The organism is Leptolyngbya sp. KIOST-1 (genome assembly GCF_000763385.1).
Taxonomy (GTDB): domain Bacteria; phylum Cyanobacteriota; class Cyanobacteriia; order Phormidesmidales; family Phormidesmidaceae; genus Nodosilinea.
Map to the genome: position 1 here is coordinate 3,095,345 of NZ_JQFA01000002.1, position 20,075 is coordinate 3,115,419.

Annotated in this window: 21 protein-coding genes and 1 riboswitch; of the genes, 10 read left to right on the forward strand and 11 right to left on the reverse strand. The window is 60.0% G+C overall.

Annotated elements, in window-relative coordinates:
- Positions 1 to 60 precede the first annotated feature (60 nt).
- From NF78_RS31160 to cobM, 8 genes are all read right to left on the reverse strand, one after another.
- Positions 61 to 213: a hypothetical protein gene (locus NF78_RS31160; protein WP_156119761.1), complete on the reverse strand. Its 153-nt coding sequence runs from the start codon at positions 211 to 213 to the stop codon at positions 61 to 63.
- 296 nt (positions 214 to 509) lie between these two features.
- Positions 510 to 1,214, reverse strand: coding sequence for a hydrogenase nickel incorporation protein HypB (gene hypB / locus NF78_RS13660; RefSeq protein ID WP_052050389.1), 705 nt, complete (start codon positions 1,212 to 1,214; stop codon positions 510 to 512).
- A gap of 66 nt (positions 1,215 to 1,280) precedes the next feature.
- On the reverse strand, positions 1,281 to 1,673 hold the full coding sequence (locus tag NF78_RS13665; protein ID WP_035987169.1) for a DUF6516 family protein: 393 nt from the start codon (positions 1,671 to 1,673) through the stop codon (positions 1,281 to 1,283).
- Positions 1,673 to 1,996, reverse strand: a complete 324-nt coding sequence (locus NF78_RS13670) for a hypothetical protein (protein WP_035987172.1) — start codon at positions 1,994 to 1,996, stop codon at positions 1,673 to 1,675. The genes NF78_RS13665 and NF78_RS13670 overlap by 1 nt, the downstream gene beginning before the upstream one ends.
- 46 nt (positions 1,997 to 2,042) lie before the next feature.
- Positions 2,043 to 2,417 carry a hydrogenase maturation nickel metallochaperone HypA gene (hypA, locus tag NF78_RS13675; RefSeq protein ID WP_035987174.1) on the reverse strand — a complete coding sequence of 125 codons (375 nt, stop codon included), beginning with the start codon at positions 2,415 to 2,417 and terminating at the stop codon, positions 2,043 to 2,045.
- 81 nt (positions 2,418 to 2,498) lie between these two features.
- Positions 2,499 to 2,756 carry a hypothetical protein gene (locus NF78_RS13680; RefSeq protein ID WP_035987177.1) on the reverse strand — a complete coding sequence of 86 codons (258 nt, stop codon included), beginning with the start codon at positions 2,754 to 2,756 and terminating at the stop codon, positions 2,499 to 2,501.
- An 8-nt stretch (positions 2,757 to 2,764) separates the two neighbouring features.
- On the reverse strand, positions 2,765 to 3,958 hold the full coding sequence (speB, locus tag NF78_RS13685; RefSeq protein ID WP_035987179.1) for an agmatinase: 1,194 nt from the start codon (positions 3,956 to 3,958) through the stop codon (positions 2,765 to 2,767).
- Between the two features lie 111 nt (positions 3,959 to 4,069).
- Positions 4,070 to 4,184, reverse strand: a riboswitch (guanidine-I (ykkC/yxkD leader).
- 42 nt (positions 4,185 to 4,226) lie between these two features.
- A complete protein-coding gene (gene cobM, locus NF78_RS13690; RefSeq protein ID WP_318655470.1) occupies positions 4,227 to 5,078 on the reverse strand; it encodes a precorrin-4 C(11)-methyltransferase in 852 nt (283 codons plus the stop codon).
- Between the two features lie 295 nt (positions 5,079 to 5,373).
- Between cobM and NF78_RS13695 the strand changes: the two genes are divergently transcribed.
- From NF78_RS13695 to NF78_RS13720, 6 genes are all read left to right on the forward strand, one after another.
- Complete coding sequence (locus NF78_RS13695; protein WP_035987182.1) at positions 5,374 to 6,150, forward strand: MOSC domain-containing protein; 777 nt, start codon at positions 5,374 to 5,376, stop codon at positions 6,148 to 6,150.
- 211 nt (positions 6,151 to 6,361) lie between these two features.
- Entirely contained in the window at positions 6,362 to 7,591 is a 1,230-nt protein-coding gene (gene hemW, locus NF78_RS13700) for a radical SAM family heme chaperone HemW (protein WP_035987184.1), read from the forward strand.
- Between the two features lie 181 nt (positions 7,592 to 7,772).
- Positions 7,773 to 9,353: a phosphoglycerate dehydrogenase gene (gene serA, locus NF78_RS13705; RefSeq protein WP_035987186.1), complete on the forward strand. Its 1,581-nt coding sequence runs from the start codon at positions 7,773 to 7,775 to the stop codon at positions 9,351 to 9,353.
- 26 nt (positions 9,354 to 9,379) lie between these two features.
- Positions 9,380 to 10,279: a 50S ribosomal protein L11 methyltransferase gene (gene prmA, locus NF78_RS13710; RefSeq protein WP_197064833.1), complete on the forward strand. Its 900-nt coding sequence runs from the start codon at positions 9,380 to 9,382 to the stop codon at positions 10,277 to 10,279.
- A 55-nt stretch (positions 10,280 to 10,334) separates the two neighbouring features.
- A complete protein-coding gene (locus NF78_RS13715) occupies positions 10,335 to 10,544 on the forward strand; it encodes a hypothetical protein (RefSeq protein WP_035987188.1) in 210 nt (69 codons plus the stop codon).
- An 8-nt stretch (positions 10,545 to 10,552) separates the two neighbouring features.
- Positions 10,553 to 11,740 carry a homocysteine biosynthesis protein gene (locus NF78_RS13720; protein ID WP_035987191.1) on the forward strand — a complete coding sequence of 396 codons (1,188 nt, stop codon included), beginning with the start codon at positions 10,553 to 10,555 and terminating at the stop codon, positions 11,738 to 11,740.
- Positions 11,741 to 11,755: 15 nt separating this feature from the next.
- On the opposite strand, the gene NF78_RS13725 is transcribed toward NF78_RS13720, so the two are convergent.
- Positions 11,756 to 12,754, reverse strand: a complete 999-nt coding sequence (locus NF78_RS13725) for a hypothetical protein (RefSeq protein WP_052050392.1) — start codon at positions 12,752 to 12,754, stop codon at positions 11,756 to 11,758.
- A gap of 550 nt (positions 12,755 to 13,304) precedes the next feature.
- On the opposite strand from NF78_RS13725, the gene NF78_RS13730 reads away from it, so the two are divergent.
- A complete protein-coding gene (locus NF78_RS13730; RefSeq protein ID WP_035987193.1) occupies positions 13,305 to 14,174 on the forward strand; it encodes a tetratricopeptide repeat protein in 870 nt (289 codons plus the stop codon).
- 5 nt (positions 14,175 to 14,179) lie between these two features.
- Here the strand turns inward: NF78_RS13730 and NF78_RS13735 are convergent, their stop codons facing one another.
- Positions 14,180 to 14,488: a hypothetical protein gene (locus NF78_RS13735; protein ID WP_035987195.1), complete on the reverse strand. Its 309-nt coding sequence runs from the start codon at positions 14,486 to 14,488 to the stop codon at positions 14,180 to 14,182.
- Positions 14,489 to 14,655: 167 nt separating this feature from the next.
- On the opposite strand from NF78_RS13735, the gene NF78_RS13740 reads away from it, so the two are divergent.
- The gene (locus NF78_RS13740; protein ID WP_035987197.1) at positions 14,656 to 15,267 is read left to right on the forward strand and encodes a pseudouridine synthase; all 612 of its coding nucleotides are present in this window, start codon (positions 14,656 to 14,658) and stop codon (positions 15,265 to 15,267) included.
- A 290-nt stretch (positions 15,268 to 15,557) separates the two neighbouring features.
- Positions 15,558 to 17,441 carry a serine/threonine phosphatase gene (locus NF78_RS13745; RefSeq protein ID WP_035987199.1) on the forward strand — a complete coding sequence of 628 codons (1,884 nt, stop codon included), beginning with the start codon at positions 15,558 to 15,560 and terminating at the stop codon, positions 17,439 to 17,441.
- Positions 17,442 to 17,586: 145 nt separating this feature from the next.
- On the opposite strand, the gene NF78_RS13750 is transcribed toward NF78_RS13745, so the two are convergent.
- The gene (locus NF78_RS13750) at positions 17,587 to 17,823 is read right to left on the reverse strand and encodes a DUF4327 family protein (protein WP_035987200.1); all 237 of its coding nucleotides are present in this window, start codon (positions 17,821 to 17,823) and stop codon (positions 17,587 to 17,589) included.
- A 334-nt stretch (positions 17,824 to 18,157) separates the two neighbouring features.
- Between NF78_RS13750 and thrS the strand changes: the two genes are divergently transcribed.
- Positions 18,158 to 19,981 (forward strand): threonine--tRNA ligase, encoded by a 1,824-nt coding sequence (gene thrS / locus NF78_RS13755; RefSeq protein WP_035987202.1) that lies wholly within the window; start codon positions 18,158 to 18,160, stop codon positions 19,979 to 19,981.
- Positions 19,982 to 20,075: the final 94 nt, after the last annotated feature.

The window sequence follows — 20,075 nt, forward strand, 5'->3', positions numbered from 1 at the left end:
ACCCCAAAATTCATGGTTAATTCCAAGAACCCTGGGATCTGGACACCCTGAACCGATGCTCTAGGCAACCCGCAGGAGGTCGCGATCGCACCCCAGACCCACGGCAACCAGCCTCTCCGCCCAGTGGTTTGACCTGAGCATTACCCCAGGGCGATCGCAGCCCGCAGCACTATTCCCCAACGCTCTGCCGCGCTGGATTAACGCATAAATCACTACCGTCCAGGGTTCACCTCCTCTCCCCGCAGTCGCCGCCCTTGCAGCGACCGGAGGTGAACCGCTCAGCCCTAACCTAGGGCAAAAAGAGCCGTCACCACACAAATCGACTGCCAGCCTTGGCCACAACTGTGTTCAGGGCTATCGTCTGAAGCGTTAGATTCAAGTAGCGTAGTCGAGTGACTACTACCGAGAATCTCCATTGGTCAGTGCCTTAAAAAGACAATTGGCATCGGCAGGCTGGAAAGAGCCTATCCCAGTGCCTTTGACAGGCTAGCAGCTAAGCAGAGTTCGTGTCAATTTGAAAGTTGAAAATTGCCAGTATTTGCTATGAGTTGAACCCGGGCTTTGATCCAATCCAGCCAGGGCTGCAATCCCTCTCCGGTTTTAGCGGACACAGGCAGGATGGTCACGTCGGGGTTCATCTGCCGCACGTTGGCGGCGATCTGCTCGATGCTCACCTCCAGGTAGGGGGCCAGGTCGATCTTGGTGATCAGCAGGCAGTCCGCCTCCTGGAACATGATCGGGTACTTGAGGGGCTTGTCCTCCCCCTCGGTGACGCTCAGCAGGGCGACTTTGGCGTGTTCGCCCACCTCAAACTCGGCGGGGCACACCAGGTTGCCCACGTTTTCCACCAGCACCAGGTCGAGGGCCTTGGGATTGTGCTGATGCTCCAGGGTGTGGATGCCCCCGGCCACCATTTGGGCGTCCAGGTGGCACGATCGCCCGGTGTTGATGGCCACCACCGGCACCCCGTACTGGCGCAGGCGATCGGCATCCAGTTCGGTGGTCATGTCGCCTTCGATGACGGCGATCGCCAGTTCGCCGTACAGCGCCGCCAGGGTTTTCTCCAGCAGCGCCGTCTTGCCCGCCCCCGGACTGCTCATCACGTTCAGACAGGTGATGCCCCAGCGATCGAAGTGGGCACGGTTGTGGTCGGCCCCCGCCTGGTTGGCGTGGAGCAGGTCAATGCCGAGGGCAGCGTCAAAGGTTTGGTGCATAGGAGGAGTTTAGATTTTGGATTGGGGATTTTGGATTTTAGAGCAAGGCTAGTACAAATAAACGAACTAGCATCCTGGAATAATCTCTGACTCCAGGAAAGTCAAAAATTCTGTGAGGCCTCTGGGTATGGAGGTTTGAACATTGTCTTCGGCATTGATATGGACATGGTGAGGGAAGTTAGGCAGGTTTGGAAAGTGAGGGACGTTGTCCCAACGCTTGCGGAGTGTTTTCTGAGTGCTATCCATCCATTGGTAGCGATAGCGATCTGGCTGGGGTTGGTCTTCGATGATGACGAAGTATTCTGCGATTTCAAGAAAATCAGCGTTTGTTAGTGTGACCCGAGTCCGAAAGTAACCTCTGTCTTGTAAATCTCTTTCCTCAACGATTGAGAAAGACTCAACGATAGGGCTGGCAATTAATTTGGTTTTGATCTCGTTAAGATACTGCTGAGCATCCATTAGCTACCGATGGATTGCAAGACGCCGAGTCGAGTTTGAACGGATTGCCACATATCGTAAAAGGCGCTCCACTCAAGGAAATCCATGCTGTCGCCTAGCTCTCCGGCGTTGAACTGTTGGTAAAAGGTGTCTGAGGACATCTGATACTGGGTTTCGTAGACTTGGAGCTTAGCCTGTAGGTCTGAGGCCTGTTGTAGAGCTTGGCCATGCTCTAACTCGATAATTTTGGCGAGGGAGCGCTCCATGAGATCGCTGTGGTAGCCCCTTTGATAGAGGGCATTGAGCACCTGTAACTGATCTAAGAAGCGATTTTGAGAGGTCATGGTTGGTGGCCTATTGCCTTTATCTAAATCTCAGTTTATCTCAGGCCTAAAGGAGAGACGTTGAGCTGGTCGCCTCCGCATACTCTACCCGATCGATCTTCAGCTCCCGCCCGGAGCGGATGTCGCCCATAGGCGACTTGCAGGTGGGGCAGGCGTATTGCAGACCGATTTCGGGCTGATACTCGCTCTGGCAGTCGTGGCAGTAGGCAATCAGCGGCGTTTCGTTAATCGCCAGTTCGGCCCCGTCGAGGAAGGTGCCTTTGGTCTGCACCTCAAAGGCGAATTGCAGACTTACCGGTTCTACGCAGGTGAACTTGCCCACGGTGAGGTGGACTTTGGCGATCGCAGGCTTTCCTGGCTGTGCCTCCCACCAGTCACGCACCGTGAGAATCAGTGCCTTAGTCATGTCGGTTTCGTGCATAACAGGGAACGAAAGAATGGTGCACTGGAATTGCTATACAACCTTGTTATTGTGTGGCCATATTTTCTATGGGTCGGCGAATCAAAGACCTTCCTCGGCCAATAGTTGGCCTTGAACCCGCTCATATTCATCCTCCAGCAGCCATTCCTTTGCTGCTTCATAACTGGAGTGAGAAACTATCAGCTTATAATCCGCTCCAGGATTAAAAATTCGGCAAGTCCCGTCTCGATCGCCGATTAACATCAGAACTTTGGGCGGAAACAGAACCAGATCTACCCACAGCTCCAAAAATTGCCAAGTTTTAGCTTGTTCTGCGAGGCCCGGTTCTTGGAATAACATCGTATGCCCTACTCCCAGGGCTGATCCACGTTCATGTTGGCTTCTTCGTGGATGTAGCTGGGTTTCTCCCGACGGGGCAGCTGGCCCGACACCACCAGGTGGGCCATAGTGTCGCAGATGACGCGGGTGGCCATCAGCGCCGTCATGTCGCTGATGTCGTAGGGAGGAGAGACTTCCACCACTTCAATGCCGCAGACGGTGGTTTCCTGCACGATGCGCTTGAGCAGGTAGAGGGCCTCGCGGGGCAGCAGACCGCCGGGTTCGGGCCAGCCGGTGCCGGGCACAAAGCCCGCGTCGATGCAGTCGATGTCGAAACTGATCCAGACGCAGTCGGTACCGTCGGTGGCCCGCTGAATCGCAAAGTCGGCAGCGGCATCGAGGCCCATCTCGGTGATGTCGGTGACCGTGAGAATGTTGGTAGCCCGTTCGCGGCAGACCTTCACCCCCTGGCGGGGTACCTGCCAGCCGCCGATGCCGAGCTGCACCAGGTTCTTGGCCGGGGCGTTGGCCATGTTGGTGGCGTGGAACCAGGGGCAGGTGTGCATGCGCTCGTCCAGGTCGGTCTCCTGGGTATCGACGTGGCGATCGAAGTGGATGATGCCGACTTTTTTGTCGCCCAGGTGGCGGCAAATGCCCCGCACCGTGGGGAAGCCGATGGAATGGTCGCCGCCCAGCAAGATCGGGAACGCGCCGGAGGCAAACACGTGGGCCACGCCCTTAGAAATCTGGTCGAAGGACTTTTCGTTGTTGGCCGGAATGGTAAACACATCGCCCACATCGCAGAGGGTGATGTTCTCCCGCAGGTCTACCCCCAGCTCAAAGTTGTAGGGGGTATAGAGGGCGGAGATGCGGCGAATGCCCTGGGGGCCAAAGCGGGTACCAGGGCGGTAGGTGGTGCCCGAGTCGTGGGGAATGCCGACGATCGCCACGTCAAACTCGCCCACCCGGCGCACGTCCTCCAAATACGGCGCTTTGAGGAAGGTGTTGATGCCCGCGTAGTGGGGCAGCTCGCCTCGGGAGAAGGTGGGGATGGTGCGATCGCGAATGCTAGCCGCCGCCTCCAGGCCGTACTCTAGCCCCTGGGAGACCTCCTGCTGCCAGCCGGTGAGGGGCAGGCGGGCCTCCATCTCCAGTGCCCGCTGGGCCTCGGAGGAACTGCCATTGGGGCTTTGAAATACGGGATCGTTTGGTGTGTCGGTCATGGGAAAGCCTCACAGGGTTGCACGGAGCTGAGTCAATCAAATTGCAGGCTTTGAGGAATGAGCTAAAAAGCCCAGGAGATTTTAAGAAGCTAAATCTCACAGCTCCTCATGTTCTCCCGGGCTTTTATCCCGCCGTGTAGTTAGTAACTTTAGAAATCACCAACCCGCCTCTCTCGGACCAGCCATTTAGCGCGTCAGCCAAACCGGAACCCTAGAGGCTTATTTTAAGTCTTGCATGCAGATACTCTAAGCCCAGAACCGCCGGGGGTCAAGACTGGGATGCCACGGCGTCCTGGGTAGCGTCTGAGGGCGCAGCAGAGCCCTGGCGGGGGCGAAACAGGTGGGTGTGGTCGGGGTTGTAGAGGCGCGACCTGACCTTCTGCCCCCGAAGCGCCGGGCTGATCACGTAGAGCGTGGTGCGTATCAGGTCCTTTTCCCGCGTGACCTTAGCCATCTCCGAGAGCGGCACTACTACGATCTGCTCGTCGGGCCAGCCGATGCGAAAGCAGATCGCCACCGGGGTATCGGGCTCGTAGTGCTGGAGCAACTGCGCCTGGGATTCCTCCACATGGCGAGCACTGAGGTAGAGGCAGAGGCTAGTTTTGTGGGCCGCCAGGGAGGCCAGGTTTTCCGCCTCGGGCACCTGGGTGCGCCCGCTGATGCGGGTGAGAATAATCGACTGGACCAGGCCCGGAATGGTCAGCTCGGCGTTGAGCTTGGCTGCCGCCGCCTGATAGGCGCTGATGCCCGGTACCACCTCAAAGGGCACCTCCGCCTCTACCAGGGCCTGTATCTGCTCGTGGATGGCGCTGTAGAGGCTGGGATCCCCTGATTGCAGGCGAACGACGGATTTTCCGGCCCGTACATGCTCCACCATCAGCGGCAGGATGCGCTCCAGAGTCATGGTGGCGGTACCAATGCGCTCAGCGTCGGGGCGGGTCCATTCCAGAATTTGCTGGGGTACCAGGGAGTTGGCGTAGAGAATCACATCCGCCTGGCTCAGCAGCCGCTGCGCCTTCACCGTCAGCAGTTCCGGGTCACCTGGCCCGGCCCCCACAATATAGACCGCTGGGGCCAGGGGACTGTTAGCGGGAAAATCTTGGATTTTAGGCGAGGTCACAGGCTGAGCCATAGGGGATGGGCGAAGAATTTACACAAGCCCACTGATCATAGCCACTTTGTTTCAAGTATCTATGAACTCCAGGTATTTCCCCGGAAATTCGCCGCCTGCCCAGGAGATGGGAGTGGTAGATGCACCCTGATTCAGACCCCTGAGGATAGCTAACTCAGGGGTCTTTTTTTGCAAAGGCGGTGAGGCGGTGGGGAGGAGCTAGAAAACAGATTTTGGAGTGCGGATTTTGGAGCTTGGCTGGTTAGGATAGGGGGGACACAGGTCTGCTGGGGCGCTGGACGGTATGACGCCACATCTAGCTCGCATTGACATTTTTCCGGTCAAGTCGCTGGATGGGGTTTCGGTGTCCCAGGCCACGGTGCTGGGCAGTGGAGCGCTGAGGGGCGATCGCACCTACGCCCTCTTCGACCGCCAAAACCGGTTTGTCAACGCCAAGCGCACCGCCGCTATTCAACGGCTGCGATCGACGTTCTCGGAGGCTGGCGAATCCATCACCCTGGCCATCGCGGGCGATCGCCCCACCGCCACCTTTCACCTACACCAGCAGCGACCCGCCCTAGAAGCCTGGTTCAGCGACTACTTTCAGCAACCCGTCACCCTGCAAGAAAACCGCGACCTGGGCTTTCCCGACGATACCCACGCCGCTGGCCCCACGGTGATCAGCACCGCCACCCTCCAAACCGTGGCTGATTGGTATGGCCTGAGCCTGGAGGAAACCCGCCGCCGCTTCCGCACCAACCTGGAGATCGACGGCGTCCCCGCCTTCTGGGAAGATCAGCTCTTTAGCGCCAATGGCACCTCTGTTCGCTTCACCATTGGCGATGTGGTGCTAGAGGGCATCAACCCCTGCCAGCGCTGCGTTGTCCCCACCCGCGACAGCGACACCGGCACCGCCACCGCCAGCTTTCAAAAGACCTTCGCCCAGCAGCGCGCCGCCACCCTGCCCGCCTGGGCCCCGCCCAAGCGGTTCAACCATTTCTACAAGCTGGCGGTCAACACCAACATCGTGGGCCAGGGCGGGCAAATCCTCAAACTCGGCGATAGTGTTAGCCTGCTCTAACACAGGTCAAATCCATGCAAATGAGCGATCGCCCCACCGATCACCTACAAGCCGCGACCGATGCGAAGCGCGACCCGCCGCCTACAGATCAAACCTTCCGCGAGGTCCAGGGCGGCGGAACGCCCTGGTCGAGGGGGTCTGGGGACAATCGAAATGTCCCCAGCGGCAGATCTGGCTCTGCCCCTAAGTCTCTCGCTGGGAGGCTCTGGCCATGACCCAGAACCCCCCAGATCTCAACCCTCCAACGTCCGCCTACATCCACATTCCCTTCTGCCGCCGCCGCTGCTTCTACTGCGACTTCCCGATCTCCGTCCTTGGCAACCAGCAACGGGGCGAAACCTCCGGCACCGTTGAGGGCTATGTAGAACTGCTCTGCACAGAAATTGCAGCCACTCCCAAGCTCAACCCTCACCCCCTACAAACCGTTTTCTTCGGCGGTGGCACCCCCTCCCTGCTCTCGGTGCCCCAGCTTGAAACCATCCTCGCCCATCTCGATCGCCGCTTCGGCATCGCCCCCACCGCCGAAATCTCCATGGAAATGGACCCCGGCACCTTTGATCTGGCCCACCTCCAGGGCTATCTGGCCGCAGGCATCAACCGCATCAGCCTGGGGGTGCAGGCCCTGGACGATGCCACCCTGGAGCGCTGTGGCCGCTTTCACCGCACCGCCGACGTGTACCGGGCCGTGGACTGGCTGCACCAGGTCGCCATGGCCAACTGGAGCCTGGATCTGATCTCTGGGTTGCCCCACCAGACTCTGGAAACCTGGGAAACCGGGCTATCTAAAGCCGTCGCCCTCCAGCCCCACCACCTCTCCATCTACGACCTCACCATTGAGCCCCAAACCGTCTTTGCCAGGCGATACCAACCGGGCGATGCCCCCCTGCCCACGGACGACCAAACCGCCACCATGTACCGCACCGCCCAGGCATTCCTCACCGACCAGGGCTACGACCACTACGAAGTCTCTAACTATGCCCAGCCAGGGCACCAGTGTCAGCACAACCTGACCTACTGGCGCAACCAGTCCTACTACGGGTTTGGCCTCGGGGCCACCAGCTACACCCAGCACCAGCGAGTCAGTCGCCCCCGCACCCTAGGCACCTACGGCGAATGGGTGGAGGCGTTCCGGCAATCGGGCGGAGTCCACACCGAACCGCCCACGCCCCCGAAGGAGCAACTGCTGGATCGGCTGATGGTGGGGCTGCGGCTGCGGGAGGGGATTAGCGGGGAGGACCTGCGATCGCACTGTGCACCGCAAACCTGGGCCATTCTCCAGCAAACCCTCAAGCCCCACATTGAACAGGGGTTTGTCATCCTTGAGGGCGACGCCTGGGACAATCTCCACTGTTTGCGCCTCAGCGATCCCGAAGGTTTTCTGTTTTCTAACGTGGTGCTATCTGACTGCTTTCGGGCGCTAGAAGACTGGGGCGATCGCTGAGCAATGGTGCATCGCTGCGCCGATGCACCCTACAGCCCACGTCTACCCACCCACCCGCCTACCCATCTACCCACCCACCCGCCTACCCATCCACCCATCCACCCAAAAGTACTCCCCACACTAATGCCCCGCTCCGCCTTTGCAGTAAAGTAGATCCCTGTGACATTTTTATGGCTGACCCATGCCCAAGGTTCTAGTTTCCGACCCCATCGATCAGGCGGGCCTCGACATTCTCTCCCAAGTCGCCCAGGTTGACGTCAACACCAGCCTTTCGCCTGAAGACCTGGTGGCGGCCATTGGCGAGTACGACGCGCTGATGATTCGCTCTGGCACCAGGGTCACCAAAGAGGTCATTCAGGCGGGCCAGAACCTGAAGATCATCGGTCGGGCCGGGGTCGGAGTTGATAACGTCGACGTGCCCGAGGCCACCCGCCGGGGCATTGTGGTGGTCAACTCCCCCGAGGGCAACACCATCGCCGCCGCCGAGCACGCCCTGGCGATGATGATGGCCATGTCCCGCTACATTCCCAGCGCCGATCGCTCCGTCAAGGCTGGGGAATGGAAGCGCAAGGACTTCACCGGGGTCGAGATCTATAAGAAAACCCTGGGCGTCGTCGGCCTGGGCAAAATTGGCTCCCACGTGGCCACCGTGGCCCGGGCCATGGGCATGAAGCTACTGGCCTACGACCCGTTTATCTCCGCCGATCGCGCTGAGCAGCTGGGCTGCCGCCTGGTCGAGCTGGACCTGCTGTTCCGCGAGGCCGATTACATCACCCTGCACCTGCCCAAGACCCCCGAGACCACGCACCTGGTGAATGAGCAGGCCCTGGCCACCATGAAGCCCACGGTGCGGATCATCAACTGCGCCCGGGGCGGCATCATTGACGAAGCGGCCCTGGCTAAGGCCCTGCGGGAGGGCACCATCGGCGGTGCGGCCCTGGACGTGTACGAGTCCGAGCCCCTGGGCGAGTCGGAGCTGCGGGACCTGGGCAAAGAGATCATTCTCACCCCCCACCTGGGAGCCTCCACCGAAGAGGCCCAGGTGAATGTGGCCATCGACGTGGCGGAGCAGATCCGCGATGTGCTGCTGGGGCTGCCGGCCCGCTCAGCGGTGAATATCCCCGGCCTGCGCCCCGAGGTGATGCAAAAGCTGCGCCCCTATCTGCAGCTGGCCGAAACCCTGGGCAACCTGGTGGGGCAGTTAGCTGGGGGCCGGGTGGAGGAACTCACCGTGCGGCTCCAGGGCGACATCGCCGGGGGCGACACCCAGCCGATCATGGTGGCGGCGCTCAAGGGCCTGCTCTCCCACGCGCTGCAGGAGCGGGTCAACTACGTCAACGCCTCGATTGAGGCCAAGGAGCGCGGCATTCACGTGATCGAAACCCGCGACGCCGACATCCGCGACTACACCGGCTCGCTCAACCTCACCGCCAAGGGCAGCCTGGGTGAGCACTCCGTCACCGGGGTGCTGCTGGGGGGCAGCGAAATTCGCGTCACCGACATCGACGAGTTCCCGATCAACGTGCCGCCCACCCAGCACATGCTGTTTACCCTGCACCGCGACATGCCGGGCATCATCGGCAAGATTGGCTCCCTGCTGGGCAGCTTTAACGTCAACATTGCCAGTATGCAGGTGGGCCGCAAAATTGTCCGTGGCGATGCGGTGATGGCGCTGAGCCTCGATGACCCGCTGCCGGAGGGTATTTTGGAAGAGATTCTCAAGGTGCCGGGAATTCGCGATGCCTATACGGTTAATCTGTAGGATGGGCAAAGGGTAGGGCGTTCAAAATGGCTGTGGTCAACACCTGGTGGGAAGTAAAGGTACTGTGCGATCCAGCCCTGGAGGATACGGTCTTTTGGCGGTTTGACAGCTTTGGCAGCCAGGGCACCTCGACCCAAAAGCGCGGCTCCTCCTGCATTGTGCAGGCCTATTTCCCCCAGCACCGTATGGAATTGCTGGATCTTTCTGCTCTAGCGCTTCTGATCAAGCAAGATGCCCTCTGTAGCGACCAGGTGCCGCCTCGTATCAGCTGGCAGCTAATCGATGAGGAGGACTGGTCGAAAAGCTGGAAAGACCACTGGCAACCGGAGCCGATCGGCGATCGCTTTCTCATCACCCCCGCCTGGCTGGAGCCCCCCGCCGACAACGATCGCCTGGTGCTGCGACTCGACCCAGGGGTTGCTTTTGGCACCGGCAACCACCCCACCACCCAGCTCTGCCTTGAGTCGCTGGAAATGAGGCTAACCTACGAAAAGACCGACGTCACCATCGCCGATATTGGCTGTGGGTCCGGTATTCTCTCCATTGGGGCGCTGCTGCTGGGGGCGAAAAAGTCCTACGCAGCCGATATCGACGATCTGGCCGTGCATTCTGCGGTGGGCAACCGTACCCTCAACGGGCTGACGGAGGAGCAGCTGCCGCTGATCCACGGCAGTTTGGATGCGATCGCGGCCAAGCTCACGGCTCCGGTCGATGGCATTGTGTGTAACATTCTGGCGGAGGTGATCATGGACCTGATTCCTCAAATGCACACCATTGTCACCGCTGATGGCTGGGGCATTCTCAGCGGCATTCTGCTGGAGCAGTCGAAGCTGGTAGCCGATACCCTGGAGCAGCACGGCTGGGTGGTGGCCACGCTGTGGCGGCGGCAGGAGTGGTGTTGTCTCAACGTGCGGCGATCCGCGTAGGGGGACTCGTCTGGGGTTGCTTCCCGAACGCTGGGCAAATTCTAGTCTTGGGCCCATGAATTCTTCTAACCTTAGTTTTGCGGCTAAAGTGATTGTGTTCTCGGCGGGTATCGGTGCCGGGATCAAGTACGCTTTGCCACTCCTGCTGGTCGATGTCCCGGCCGGGCAGAACAATCCCGCCCTCGGGGTGGTTGTGGCGCTGCTGCTGGCTCCCTCGGCAATTATGGGGAGTCTGTTCTGGCTGCGGCGCAGCTCTAACTCCTAGGCCCGCCCATGCGCACCATCGACGGCATCAATGACAAAATTCGCCAGGGCACGGTGGTGGTACAGACTGCTGAAGCCTTCAAGGCCCATGCCAAAGAGCAGGGCGTTGCCGCCGCTGCCCAGGCCGTAGATGTAGTGGTGACCGGCACCTTTGAACCCATGGAGTCGTCGGGTGCCATGCTCAACCTGGGGCACACCGACCCACCGATCAAGCTGCTGGAGTGCTACCTGGATGGAGTGCCTGCCTACGCTGGCTTTGGGGCAGTGGATGTGTGCCTAGGGGCCAGTCAGCCCGCCGTAGCCGGACGCGGTGGGACCGATTTGGGCGACCCCGACGTCGTGCGCGAGCACGGCGGCGGCCATGTGATTGCCGATCTGGTCGCGGGGCGCAGCGTTCCGCTTCAGGCTACGGGCCACAGTACCGACTGCTATCCGCGCACCGCCCTCGAAACCACCATTACCCGCGACAGCATCAACCAGTTCTACCTGTTTAGCCCCCGCGGGCTATATCAAAACTTCATTGTGGGCGTCAATGGGGGCGATCGCACCCTCTCCACCTACCTGGGGCCGCTCCAGCCGCGTCTGGGCAATGCGGTCTACGCCAATCCAGGGGCGCTGTCCCCCCTGCTGAATGACCCAGATCTGGAGGCGATTGGCATTGGGAGCCGGATTTTCTTTGGCGGCGGGGTGGGCTACGTGGCCTGGGAAGGTACCCAGCACTTTCCGCTGCAGCGACGGCTGCCCAACCGCACCCCGATTGGCCCCGCCGCCACCCTGGCGCTCATTGGCGACGCCAAGCAGATGCGCCCTGAGTGGGTGCGGGGCTGCTACTTCAAGGGCTACGGCCCCTCGCTCATGCTGGGGGTGGGAGTGCCCATTCCCATCCTCAACGAGCGGGTGGCGGCCTACTGCGCAGTCCAGGATGCCGACATTGTGGCTCCGGTGATGGATTTCTCGATTCCCCGGCGGGTACGGCCCACCTTTGGCCTGGTTAGCTACGCGCAGCTCAAGTCAGGCAGCATCACCATTGAGGGGCAATCCGTGCGCACAGCCCCCCTGGCCAGCGTTTACCTGGCTCGCCAGGTGGCCAACGAACTCAAGAGTTGGATTGAAGCAGGCCAGTTTGAGCTGGCGGCTCCGGTGGCCGCCCTGCCTCGCGATCGCGCGTTTTTACCCCAGGACGCTCAGGGGAAATAGGAGCTGCGATCGGCTTTAGCTCGACGGTTCAGCGCTGCTATCGCGGTTTTCCTCCCGCTTTTTGGGGCGACTCGCCGTCCGGTCCGCACTGGCATCGCTGCCTTTACTCCCCGTAGGACGACGGCTGGGCATAGGCGGTCTGCTGCCGCCCGGGCCACCGCGCATACCCGGCTTGCCCCGCCGAGGGCCACCGCCACCGCTGCCCTTGGCGCGCTTTTTGGGTGGCACAATGCCCACCATCGTCGCCTCGCTCAGCACCAGCACCTTGGCTTCGCGCCTGACCTTAAAATCCCAAAAGTACCCGACGGTACGACCTTCAATGGTGCCGTGAAGCAGGAGCTTGAAAGGCTTGGACGAGCCTGGGGTACGCTTTACCCCCTGCAAAATTTTGACCGCAATACACTGGTCCTCGGGGGTATACTTCACCACCTCGCCGCGAATGGAGAAGAAATTGTCGTCCACAGGGGGCAGATCTTTCAGATCTGGTTTTTCGCCAGGATCGGCTTGGTCGGCGTCCGTATCGCCATCGTCGCTGGCGGGAGCTTCCCCTGGCAAACCCAGAGTTTCAGGCTCCCAAACCCCGACAATTTGCAGGTGCAAATCCTGGTCGTCGTTGTCTAGTTCGCGGCGGGTGCGAGGATAGACCACCCACAGGTGGGGAGCGGAGAGATCGATGTGTTTCTTCACCAGGCTGGTGATGCGGCCCAGCAGCACTGCATCAATTACGTGGCCGTCTTCCGTGGTGAGGTTGCCCCGGTTGAGCTGGTCGGCCTCGCTGGGCTCGTAGGTACCCCGCACCAGGCCAATGGCCCGGTACTGCATGGGCTCGCTGGGGGGAGCAATGGGCTGATAGCGGTAGGCCTCAGGGTCTGGGGCGGGGGGCTCCACCACCGCCACTGCACTGGCCGCTGGGGCGGCAGAGGCCTTGGCTGGGGCTTTGACGCTGGCGGTAGCGGGCTTCTCTGGGGCCCCGGCGGGGCGTACCGGACGCACCGGGCGCTGGGGAGGAGACATTAGCGATGGCCGGTCTGCAGCCGATGTCGTCCCCTGGTCGATGCCATTTTTATCGATGCCATTCTTAGCGTTAACGTCGCTTTTAAAAGCGTCCTGCTCTGTAGAACCCATGACACCACCGATCTCCCTCTCAACATCAACTAGCCACCCCGCGCAACGGTACTTTGCGCATGACTTAGCCTGTAAGCCTAGCGTAACATTCGCCTTCTCATATACATGGGTGGGGCAAATATTTAAGCGGTTTACGCAACCTACTGAGGACTTTACGGTCTGACCAAATACGGCCAAAAGTCGGGTTCCTCAGGGCTAACCACAGCGGCTTAAGCGACTATTCTCATTTTCCAACGCAGACGGTTAGCAATCCGTATTGTTTCTGAGCTTTTTGGCAACTTCTTTGCTACTGTAACCCTGGTTCTGCCCCTGGCTCGTCCCAGGCCAAACCCGGCTTGGGGCCGAAGCGCTAGAATCATTTACCTGAAGCACCGTTGAACCCGCGCGATCGCCCTCTGGTGGGTATCGCGCTCCTGCCGCTCCCTGATGAGGTAAACCCGTGACCGCAAACCGCAATCGTTGGCTCGTTGGTACTGTCTTGACGCTGGCCCTGGCCGCCTTCTTGTCGCTGTCGTTGCTACCAATCCTGGGCAGCAACGACAACCGCCGGGCCGGCAGTACACCCGATGCCAGCCCACCGGCTGACCCCGCTGCCATGCAGGCGGAACTTGAGGCCCAGGCCAGAGGCTACGAACTGGTGCTGGAGCGCGAACCCGAAAACCAGACCGCCCTCCAGGGCCTGGTGGATACGCGCATTCAGCTAGGCGATATCAACGGCGTGGTTGGCCCTCTAGAAAAACTGGTCGAGCTCAACCCTGGAGTGCCCGACTATGCCGTACTGCTGGCCCAAACCAAGCAGCAGCTGGGCGATTTAGAAGGAGCCGCCCAAACCTATCGGCAGGTGCTCGATCAGCAGCCCGGCAACATGAACGCACTGCAGGGGCTGACCGTGCTGCTGGTGCAGCAGGAGCGTCCCCAAGCCGCCATTGGCCTGCTGCAAGACACCCTCAGAACCGCCGATCGGCTGGAGGCGGAGGGCGGAGCCGCGGGAATTGACGTCACATCGGTGAAGCTGCTGCTGGCCCAGGTACATGTAGAGGTCAACCGCCCCGATCAGGCCATTGCCCTCTATGACGAAACCATTGAAGCGGCACCGGAGGACTTTCGTCCGGTGCTGGCCAAGGCACTGGTGCTTCAAGATCAGGGGGATGTCGATACGTCCCAGGCCCTCTTTGCCCAGGCTACGGCGCTGGCTCCCGCCCAATTCAAAGATCAAATTGAGCTAATGTCTACCCAGGGCCAGGCAGTCCCAGAAGGCAGCGACGGCGGGGCAGGCCTTGTCGAACCAGCACCTGCCCCAGCGGAGTAGGCGGCCTACGCCCGAGCCGGAGAGGTGGAGCTAACCGTTCTTTCGGGCCGGTTAGGGGAGGACTGACTGACCTCGACCGGCTCAAACTCTATGTGGTTGAACAGCGTGGTGACAAAGGCAAACAGCAAAAACGGCAGCGACAGCACCAAAATCAGTCCAACGGCAGCCAGGGCAACCACGGGCTGCCGCGCCCCCATCAGCGCCAGGGATGCCGCCAGGCTGATAAACAAAATCACCAGCCAGGCAATAATTTGGCCATAGATGTCGCCGAAGGTGAGGGTGCAAGAGAAGCGATACTTATTCCCGAATTCCATGGTGTTGTCCTGCCACGATCAGTCCTATAGAGTTCAGCATATCGGTCTCACCCTGACCGCTGTGGTTTCTCAACATTTCCACAAGAGCTGCAACATTTCATTGCAACTCTTAGGGTGTGTGATCAATTTCATCGGGCACAGCCCCTTGGCCGCCCGGAGCTAACGCCGTGGCATACCAGTACATCCTTTTCTATAAGCCCTACAACGTGCTCAGTCAGTTCAGTCAGGGGAGTACTCCCCCTGCCACCGCTGCTGAGCCTCGCCCCACTCTCAAAGACTTTATTCCCGTCGCGGAGGTCTACCCGGTAGGACGCCTCGATCGCGACAGCGAAGGCCTGATGCTGCTGACCAACGACCGTCAGGTACAGCATCGGCTGAGCGATCCACGCTTTGCTCACCCGCGCACCTACTGGGTTCAGGTCGAGCAGACACCGCCCGCTGCTGCCCTGGATCACCTGCGAGGCGGGGTCACTATTCAGGGATATCGCACCCGACCCTGCCAGGTGCAACTGCTGACGACAGACCCAGCCCTGCCACCGCGAAACCCGCCTATTCGCGTTCGCCAAAGCATTCCCACCGCCTGGCTGGAGATGACCCTGCGGGAGGGCAAAAACCGTCAGGTCCGGCGCATGACTGCGGCGGTAGGACATCCGACGTTGCGTCTGGTGCGCGTGGCGATCGCCCACCTGCAGCTGGGTACCCTGGAGCCAGGCCAGTGGCGCTCGGCTACAACCCAGGAGCGGCAGCGACTGCTGCGCCTTAAAAGCGGTAGAAGCTGATTATCAGAAAGCTGCCTACGCAGTCTGGCTGAGAGCAGGTCAAGAATCGATGGTGAAGCAGGTTAGGGTAGAGGCAGTAAGTTACCATGAGCTTGCAATAGGGCAGCTTTGGGCTTTACCCATGTCATACTTAACATGCTGTACCCATGCCGTTTGGCCAGTAGGGTGTATTTGTATATGTTGTCTAACCGCCTGTTCTAGCCCTACCGAAATGGTCGAATTTCGGGTTTTTGATGGAGGGAATATCCCTGTGGGCTGGCTGACTGGCCTCATTTTGGATCGTCGCTAGGATGTTAACCTGCCCCTTTTGTGAGTTTGAAAACCCCGATTCACAGCGGTCCTGCGAACAGTGTGGCCAGCCCCTTGAACGGTGGCGGGTGATTGATATTCCCGCCCCCGGGGCGCCAGCCCTTGGTCTTGCCGATCTCTACGATGATAAGTACCTCGACAGCGATCGCCGCTACCGACTCACAAACCCCTCTGCGGCTCTAGGGGCAGCCAGTTCCACCCCCTGGGTTGTCATCGATTGCCAACCCGAGGCTGACTCCCCCCTCCAAGACCTGCAGGCGGCCTGGCTCGAAAACCCCACCCTCGATCCCACAGTTCATCCCCTGGCGGTGGGAGTCCCCCCTGCGGCCTATCCCTATCTGGCGCTTCAGGCCGATTATTTTCCGGCCATTCCCGAGCTGCACCACGCCTGGCAAACCCCCGAGCGCACGCTGCTGCTGATCGAAGATCGCGCCATCTGGCTGCCCTTCTCGACGGGGTGGATAGCAATTGACGACCCGCTTCAGCACCTCCAGTGGCTGTTTGAAACGACGCTGCTGTGGCAGGCTTTGGCCCCATGGCAGGGGCAGGCCACACTGCTCAATCCCCAGCGATTGACTCTCAACGAAAATAGCCTGATCTGCCTGACTGAAATCGACGCTGCGGAGTCTTCGTCGCCGCTGCCGCTCCAGGCTCTGGGACGGATGTGGCAAACTCTGCTAATCAGCGGCCAAACCGAACTACCACTTCAGGTGCAAACCCTGGTGGACGGCCTGGTGGAAGGAACAATCACCGATGTTGAGCAGATGCAGGCGACCCTGGCCGAAGCGGCCCAAGACTACTCCATGCCTGGGGTCGAAGGGGGAATGCCCGCCTGGGTTGACGAGTATAACGACACTGACAGCACCAGCGACATCGGTGTTGATCTCCTGATCAAAGAAACTGATCGCGCGATCGCCAAAGAAGCCGCGATCGATCCTTTTGACCTGGAGGTTGACGCGGCCTTTGACACCCAGGAACTGACCGACGACGACGGCAACGGCCCCATCGAAGCGCCCACCATGGTGCTGCCGATGAAACTGGCTCTCCTTGACGACGCCGGTCAAAGCCACGTGGGTCAGCAGCGTCACCACAACGAAGACTGGTTTTTCACCCAGACCCAGCTACACCGGGTCAGCGGTCCCCAGGGCACTATTCTGAGGGCGAAGGGACTCTATATTCTCTGCGATGGCATGGGCGGACATGCCTCTGGAGAAGTGGCTAGCCAGCTGGCGGTACGCACCCTGCGGGAGTACCTGACCCAGCACTGGGGGGGCGATCGCCTGCCCGACCACGACACACTGACCCAGGCGGTAGTCACAGCCAACCAGGCCATCTTTGACATCAATCAGTCCAACGCTACATCCGGCGTCGGTCGCATGGGGACTACCCTGGTCATGGTGCTGGTCCACAACCTCTCTGTCGCTGTTGTGCATGTCGGCGATAGTCGCCTTTACGGCTACAGCAAACGTCTGGGGTTGCGGCAGCTCACCCTAGATCACGAGGTGGGGCAGCGCGAAATTAACCGCGGGGTAGAGCCAGCCCTCGCCTATGCTCGCCCTGATGCCTATCAACTGACCCAGGCCCTCGGCCCTCGGGGTAAGGAAGACCTGGTACCCAGCATTGCATACCACGAGATTACCGAAGACACGCTGCTGGTGTTGTGCTCCGACGGGCTGAGCGACAACGATTTGCTTGAGCGCCACACCAGTTCCCACCTTGCGGGACTGTTGAGCGCCAAGGCCAACCTGTCCGATGGAGTAGCTCAGCTAATCGATCTGGCTAACGAAAAAAATGGCCATGACAACATCACGACCATTCTTGTCCGGATTAAGCTACAGCCCGACCTGTCAACTATTACAAGTTAACTAAGGAGCTGTTAACTGAGGAGCTGCCTGGAATCGGATGGATTGCAGCCACCGTAGGTGGCATGACCTCAGAGGTTGATAAGTCACGGCAAGGACATGACTCCCTGGGCATTCCAATACTGCCCAGAGTATTCCGCCCCCTGCCCTAGTCTTCTTCCCAGGACTGTACCGCCAGCAGGTCTTGAATCGGATCTTGGGTCGAAAAGTCGAATTCTTCCAGTTCTTGCTTCCAATGGGCCCAGTCATCGCCAAAGAGAAAGGCAATTTTCCAGATTGGGTCGCTGGGGCGAACAACTTTGGACTTCTTAACTAAAGACTCAACTTGGCGCTGAAATTTCACCATGGGGTGAGCGACAACTAAGTCGGCGATTGCTTCAGTCATATTTTCGATTTAAAAAGCTCTTCAGAACGTTGAATCGGGAGAAGCTGCACACCCTTGAAACTTGCGCAGGCATTAACCCTGGATTCAGGAACACAGCATAGCACAAGACGGCAAAAGCGCAATTCTTGTCTAAAACTTATCCTGTTGACAACAGCCGCAGATCACTTACACCGGGCCGTTGCCTCTCTAGTGTACCTAAGCGAGGGGCAAACTGAGTGGGGTATTTCCCCTATCGAAGGGCAGATTACCGTACTCTCCAGCGCTAGCCCAATCTTGGGTTGAGCCAATAGTCGCTAAACTAGAGGTCAAACCTTTTTGCCTTCAGCGTTGACCAATGGCTCAAACTGACCTGTCTGCCCCTCAGCCCACTGCGCCCGTTGCCCTACCTCGCACCAGCGAGTCAGAGGCGTTGAAACGCATTCGCCACACCTTTTCCCATGTGATGGCGATGGCGGTGCAGAACCTGTTTCCCAAGGCGCAAGTCACCATTGGTCCCTGGATTGACTACGGCTTTTACTACGACTTCGACAGCCCGGAGCCCTTCACGGAGCAAGATCTGAAGGCGATTAAAAAGGAGATGATCAAGATCATCAACAAAAAGCTGCCGGTCACGCAGGAAACCGTGAGCCGGGCGGAGGCCCAGCAGCGCATTGAGGCCCTGGGGGAGCCCTACAAGCTGGAGATTTTGCAAGACCTGCAAGAGCCCATTACCCTCTACCACCTGGGCGACCAGTGGTGGGACCTGTGCGCTGGCCCCCACGTGGCCAGTACCGCTGACCTCAACCCCAAGGCCTTTGAACTGGAGAGTGTGGCCGGGGCCTACTGGCGCGGCGACGAGAAACGGGCGCAACTCCAGCGCATTTACGGCACCGCCTGGGAAACGCCAGAGCAGCTCCAGGAGTATAAGCGCCGCCGCGAGGAGGCCAAGCGCCGCGACCACCGCAAGCTGGGCCGGGAACTGGGGCTATTTATCTTTGCTGACGATGTGGGGCCGGGACTGCCCCTCTGGACCCCGAAGGGGACGGTGCTGCGCTCTACGCTAGAAACCTTCCTCAAGGAAGAGCAGACCAAGCGGGGTTATCTGGGGGTTGTGACTCCTCACATTGCCAGGGTGGATCTATTTAAGACCTCGGGCCACTGGCAAAACTACCGGGAGGACATGTTCCCGTTGATGGCGGACGATGATGACGCCCGCTCCGCCGAAGAAGGGTTTGTCATGAAGCCGATGAATTGCCCCTTCCACATCCAAATCTATAAGAGTGAGCTGCGCTCCTACCGGGAGCTACCCCTGCGACTGGCGGAGTTTGGCACGGTCTACCGCTACGAGCAGTCCGGGGAACTGGGGGGGCTGACCCGAGTGCGGGGCTTTACGGTGGATGACTCCCACCTGTTTGTGCGCCCGGAGCAGCTCGACGATGAGTTTCTCAAGGTGGTGGATCTGATCCTCACCGTGTTCCGCAGCCTGAAGCTGAAGAACTTTAAAGCCCGCCTCAGCTTCCGCGACCCGGAGTCCACCAAATACATCGGCGGCGACGCGGTGTGGGAGGCCTCCCAGAATGCGATTCGTCGAGCGGTGCAGACCCTGGGTATGGAGTACTTTGAAGCCCCCGGTGAGGCGGCCTTCTATGGCCCGAAGCTGGACTTTATCTTCCGCGATGCCCTGGAGCGCGAGTGGCAGCTGGGCACGGTGCAGGTGGACTACAACCTGCCGGAGCGCTTTGACCTGGAGTATGTGGCCGAGGATGGCTCGCGCCAGCGCCCGGTGATGATTCACCGCGCCCCCTTTGGCTCCCTGGAGCGACTGATCGGCATTTTGATCGAGGAGTACGCCGGGGACTTCCCGCTGTGGCTGGCTCCGGTGCAAATGCGGCTGCTGCCGGTCACCGAGGAGCAGCTGGGCTATGCTCAGTCGGTGGCTGACCAGCTTTTGACCCAGGGCGTGCGGGTGGAGGTGGACGCCAGCGGCGATCGCCTCGGTAAGATGGTCCGCAATGCCGAAAAGGCCAAGGTGCCGATCATGGCGGTGGTGGGGGCAAAAGAACTAGAGGATAATGCCCTCAGTATTCGCACCCGGGCCCAGGGGGAACTGGGGGCGCTACCGGTGGCGGAGGTGCTGGAGCGGGTGACGGGGGCGATCGCCGCCAGGGCAGATTTCTAGCCTGCAAAACCTTTCTCGCAGAACTCCGAGTTTGAGTTTTCCTGGTGGCCCCAGACTGGCTGGCTTACGCACCAGAACTCGGAGTTCTTTCTGG

Excerpts from the sequence above, each read along its gene's own strand:
- serA (WP_035987186.1), top strand. The coding sequence starts at position 7,773 with ATGCCCAAGGTTCTAGTTTCCGACCCCATCGATCAGGCGGGCCTCGAC.
- NF78_RS13720 (WP_035987191.1), top strand. The coding sequence starts at position 10,553 with ATGCGCACCATCGACGGCATCAATGACAAAATTCGCCAGGGCACGGTG.
- hypA (WP_035987174.1), bottom strand. The coding sequence starts at position 2,417 with ATGCACGAAACCGACATGACTAAGGCACTGATTCTCACGGTGCGTGAC.
- NF78_RS13735 (WP_035987195.1), bottom strand. The coding sequence starts at position 14,488 with ATGGAATTCGGGAATAAGTATCGCTTCTCTTGCACCCTCACCTTCGGC.
- NF78_RS13680 (WP_035987177.1), bottom strand. The coding sequence starts at position 2,756 with ATGTTATTCCAAGAACCGGGCCTCGCAGAACAAGCTAAAACTTGGCAA.
- thrS (WP_035987202.1), top strand. The coding sequence starts at position 18,158 with ATGGCTCAAACTGACCTGTCTGCCCCTCAGCCCACTGCGCCCGTTGCC.
- NF78_RS13695 (WP_035987182.1), top strand. The coding sequence starts at position 5,374 with ATGACGCCACATCTAGCTCGCATTGACATTTTTCCGGTCAAGTCGCTG.
- hypB (WP_052050389.1), bottom strand. The coding sequence starts at position 1,214 with ATGCACCAAACCTTTGACGCTGCCCTCGGCATTGACCTGCTCCACGCC.
- NF78_RS13715 (WP_035987188.1), top strand. The coding sequence starts at position 10,335 with ATGAATTCTTCTAACCTTAGTTTTGCGGCTAAAGTGATTGTGTTCTCG.
- NF78_RS13665 (WP_035987169.1), bottom strand. The coding sequence starts at position 1,673 with ATGGATGCTCAGCAGTATCTTAACGAGATCAAAACCAAATTAATTGCC.
- speB (WP_035987179.1), bottom strand. The coding sequence starts at position 3,958 with ATGACCGACACACCAAACGATCCCGTATTTCAAAGCCCCAATGGCAGT.
- NF78_RS13670 (WP_035987172.1), bottom strand. The coding sequence starts at position 1,996 with ATGACCTCTCAAAATCGCTTCTTAGATCAGTTACAGGTGCTCAATGCC.
- NF78_RS13725 (WP_052050392.1), bottom strand. The coding sequence starts at position 12,754 with ATGTCTCCTCCCCAGCGCCCGGTGCGTCCGGTACGCCCCGCCGGGGCC.
- NF78_RS13745 (WP_035987199.1), top strand. The coding sequence starts at position 15,558 with ATGTTAACCTGCCCCTTTTGTGAGTTTGAAAACCCCGATTCACAGCGG.
- NF78_RS13750 (WP_035987200.1), bottom strand. The coding sequence starts at position 17,823 with ATGACTGAAGCAATCGCCGACTTAGTTGTCGCTCACCCCATGGTGAAA.
- hemW (WP_035987184.1), top strand. The coding sequence starts at position 6,362 with ATGACCCAGAACCCCCCAGATCTCAACCCTCCAACGTCCGCCTACATC.
- prmA (WP_197064833.1), top strand. The coding sequence starts at position 9,380 with ATGGCTGTGGTCAACACCTGGTGGGAAGTAAAGGTACTGTGCGATCCA.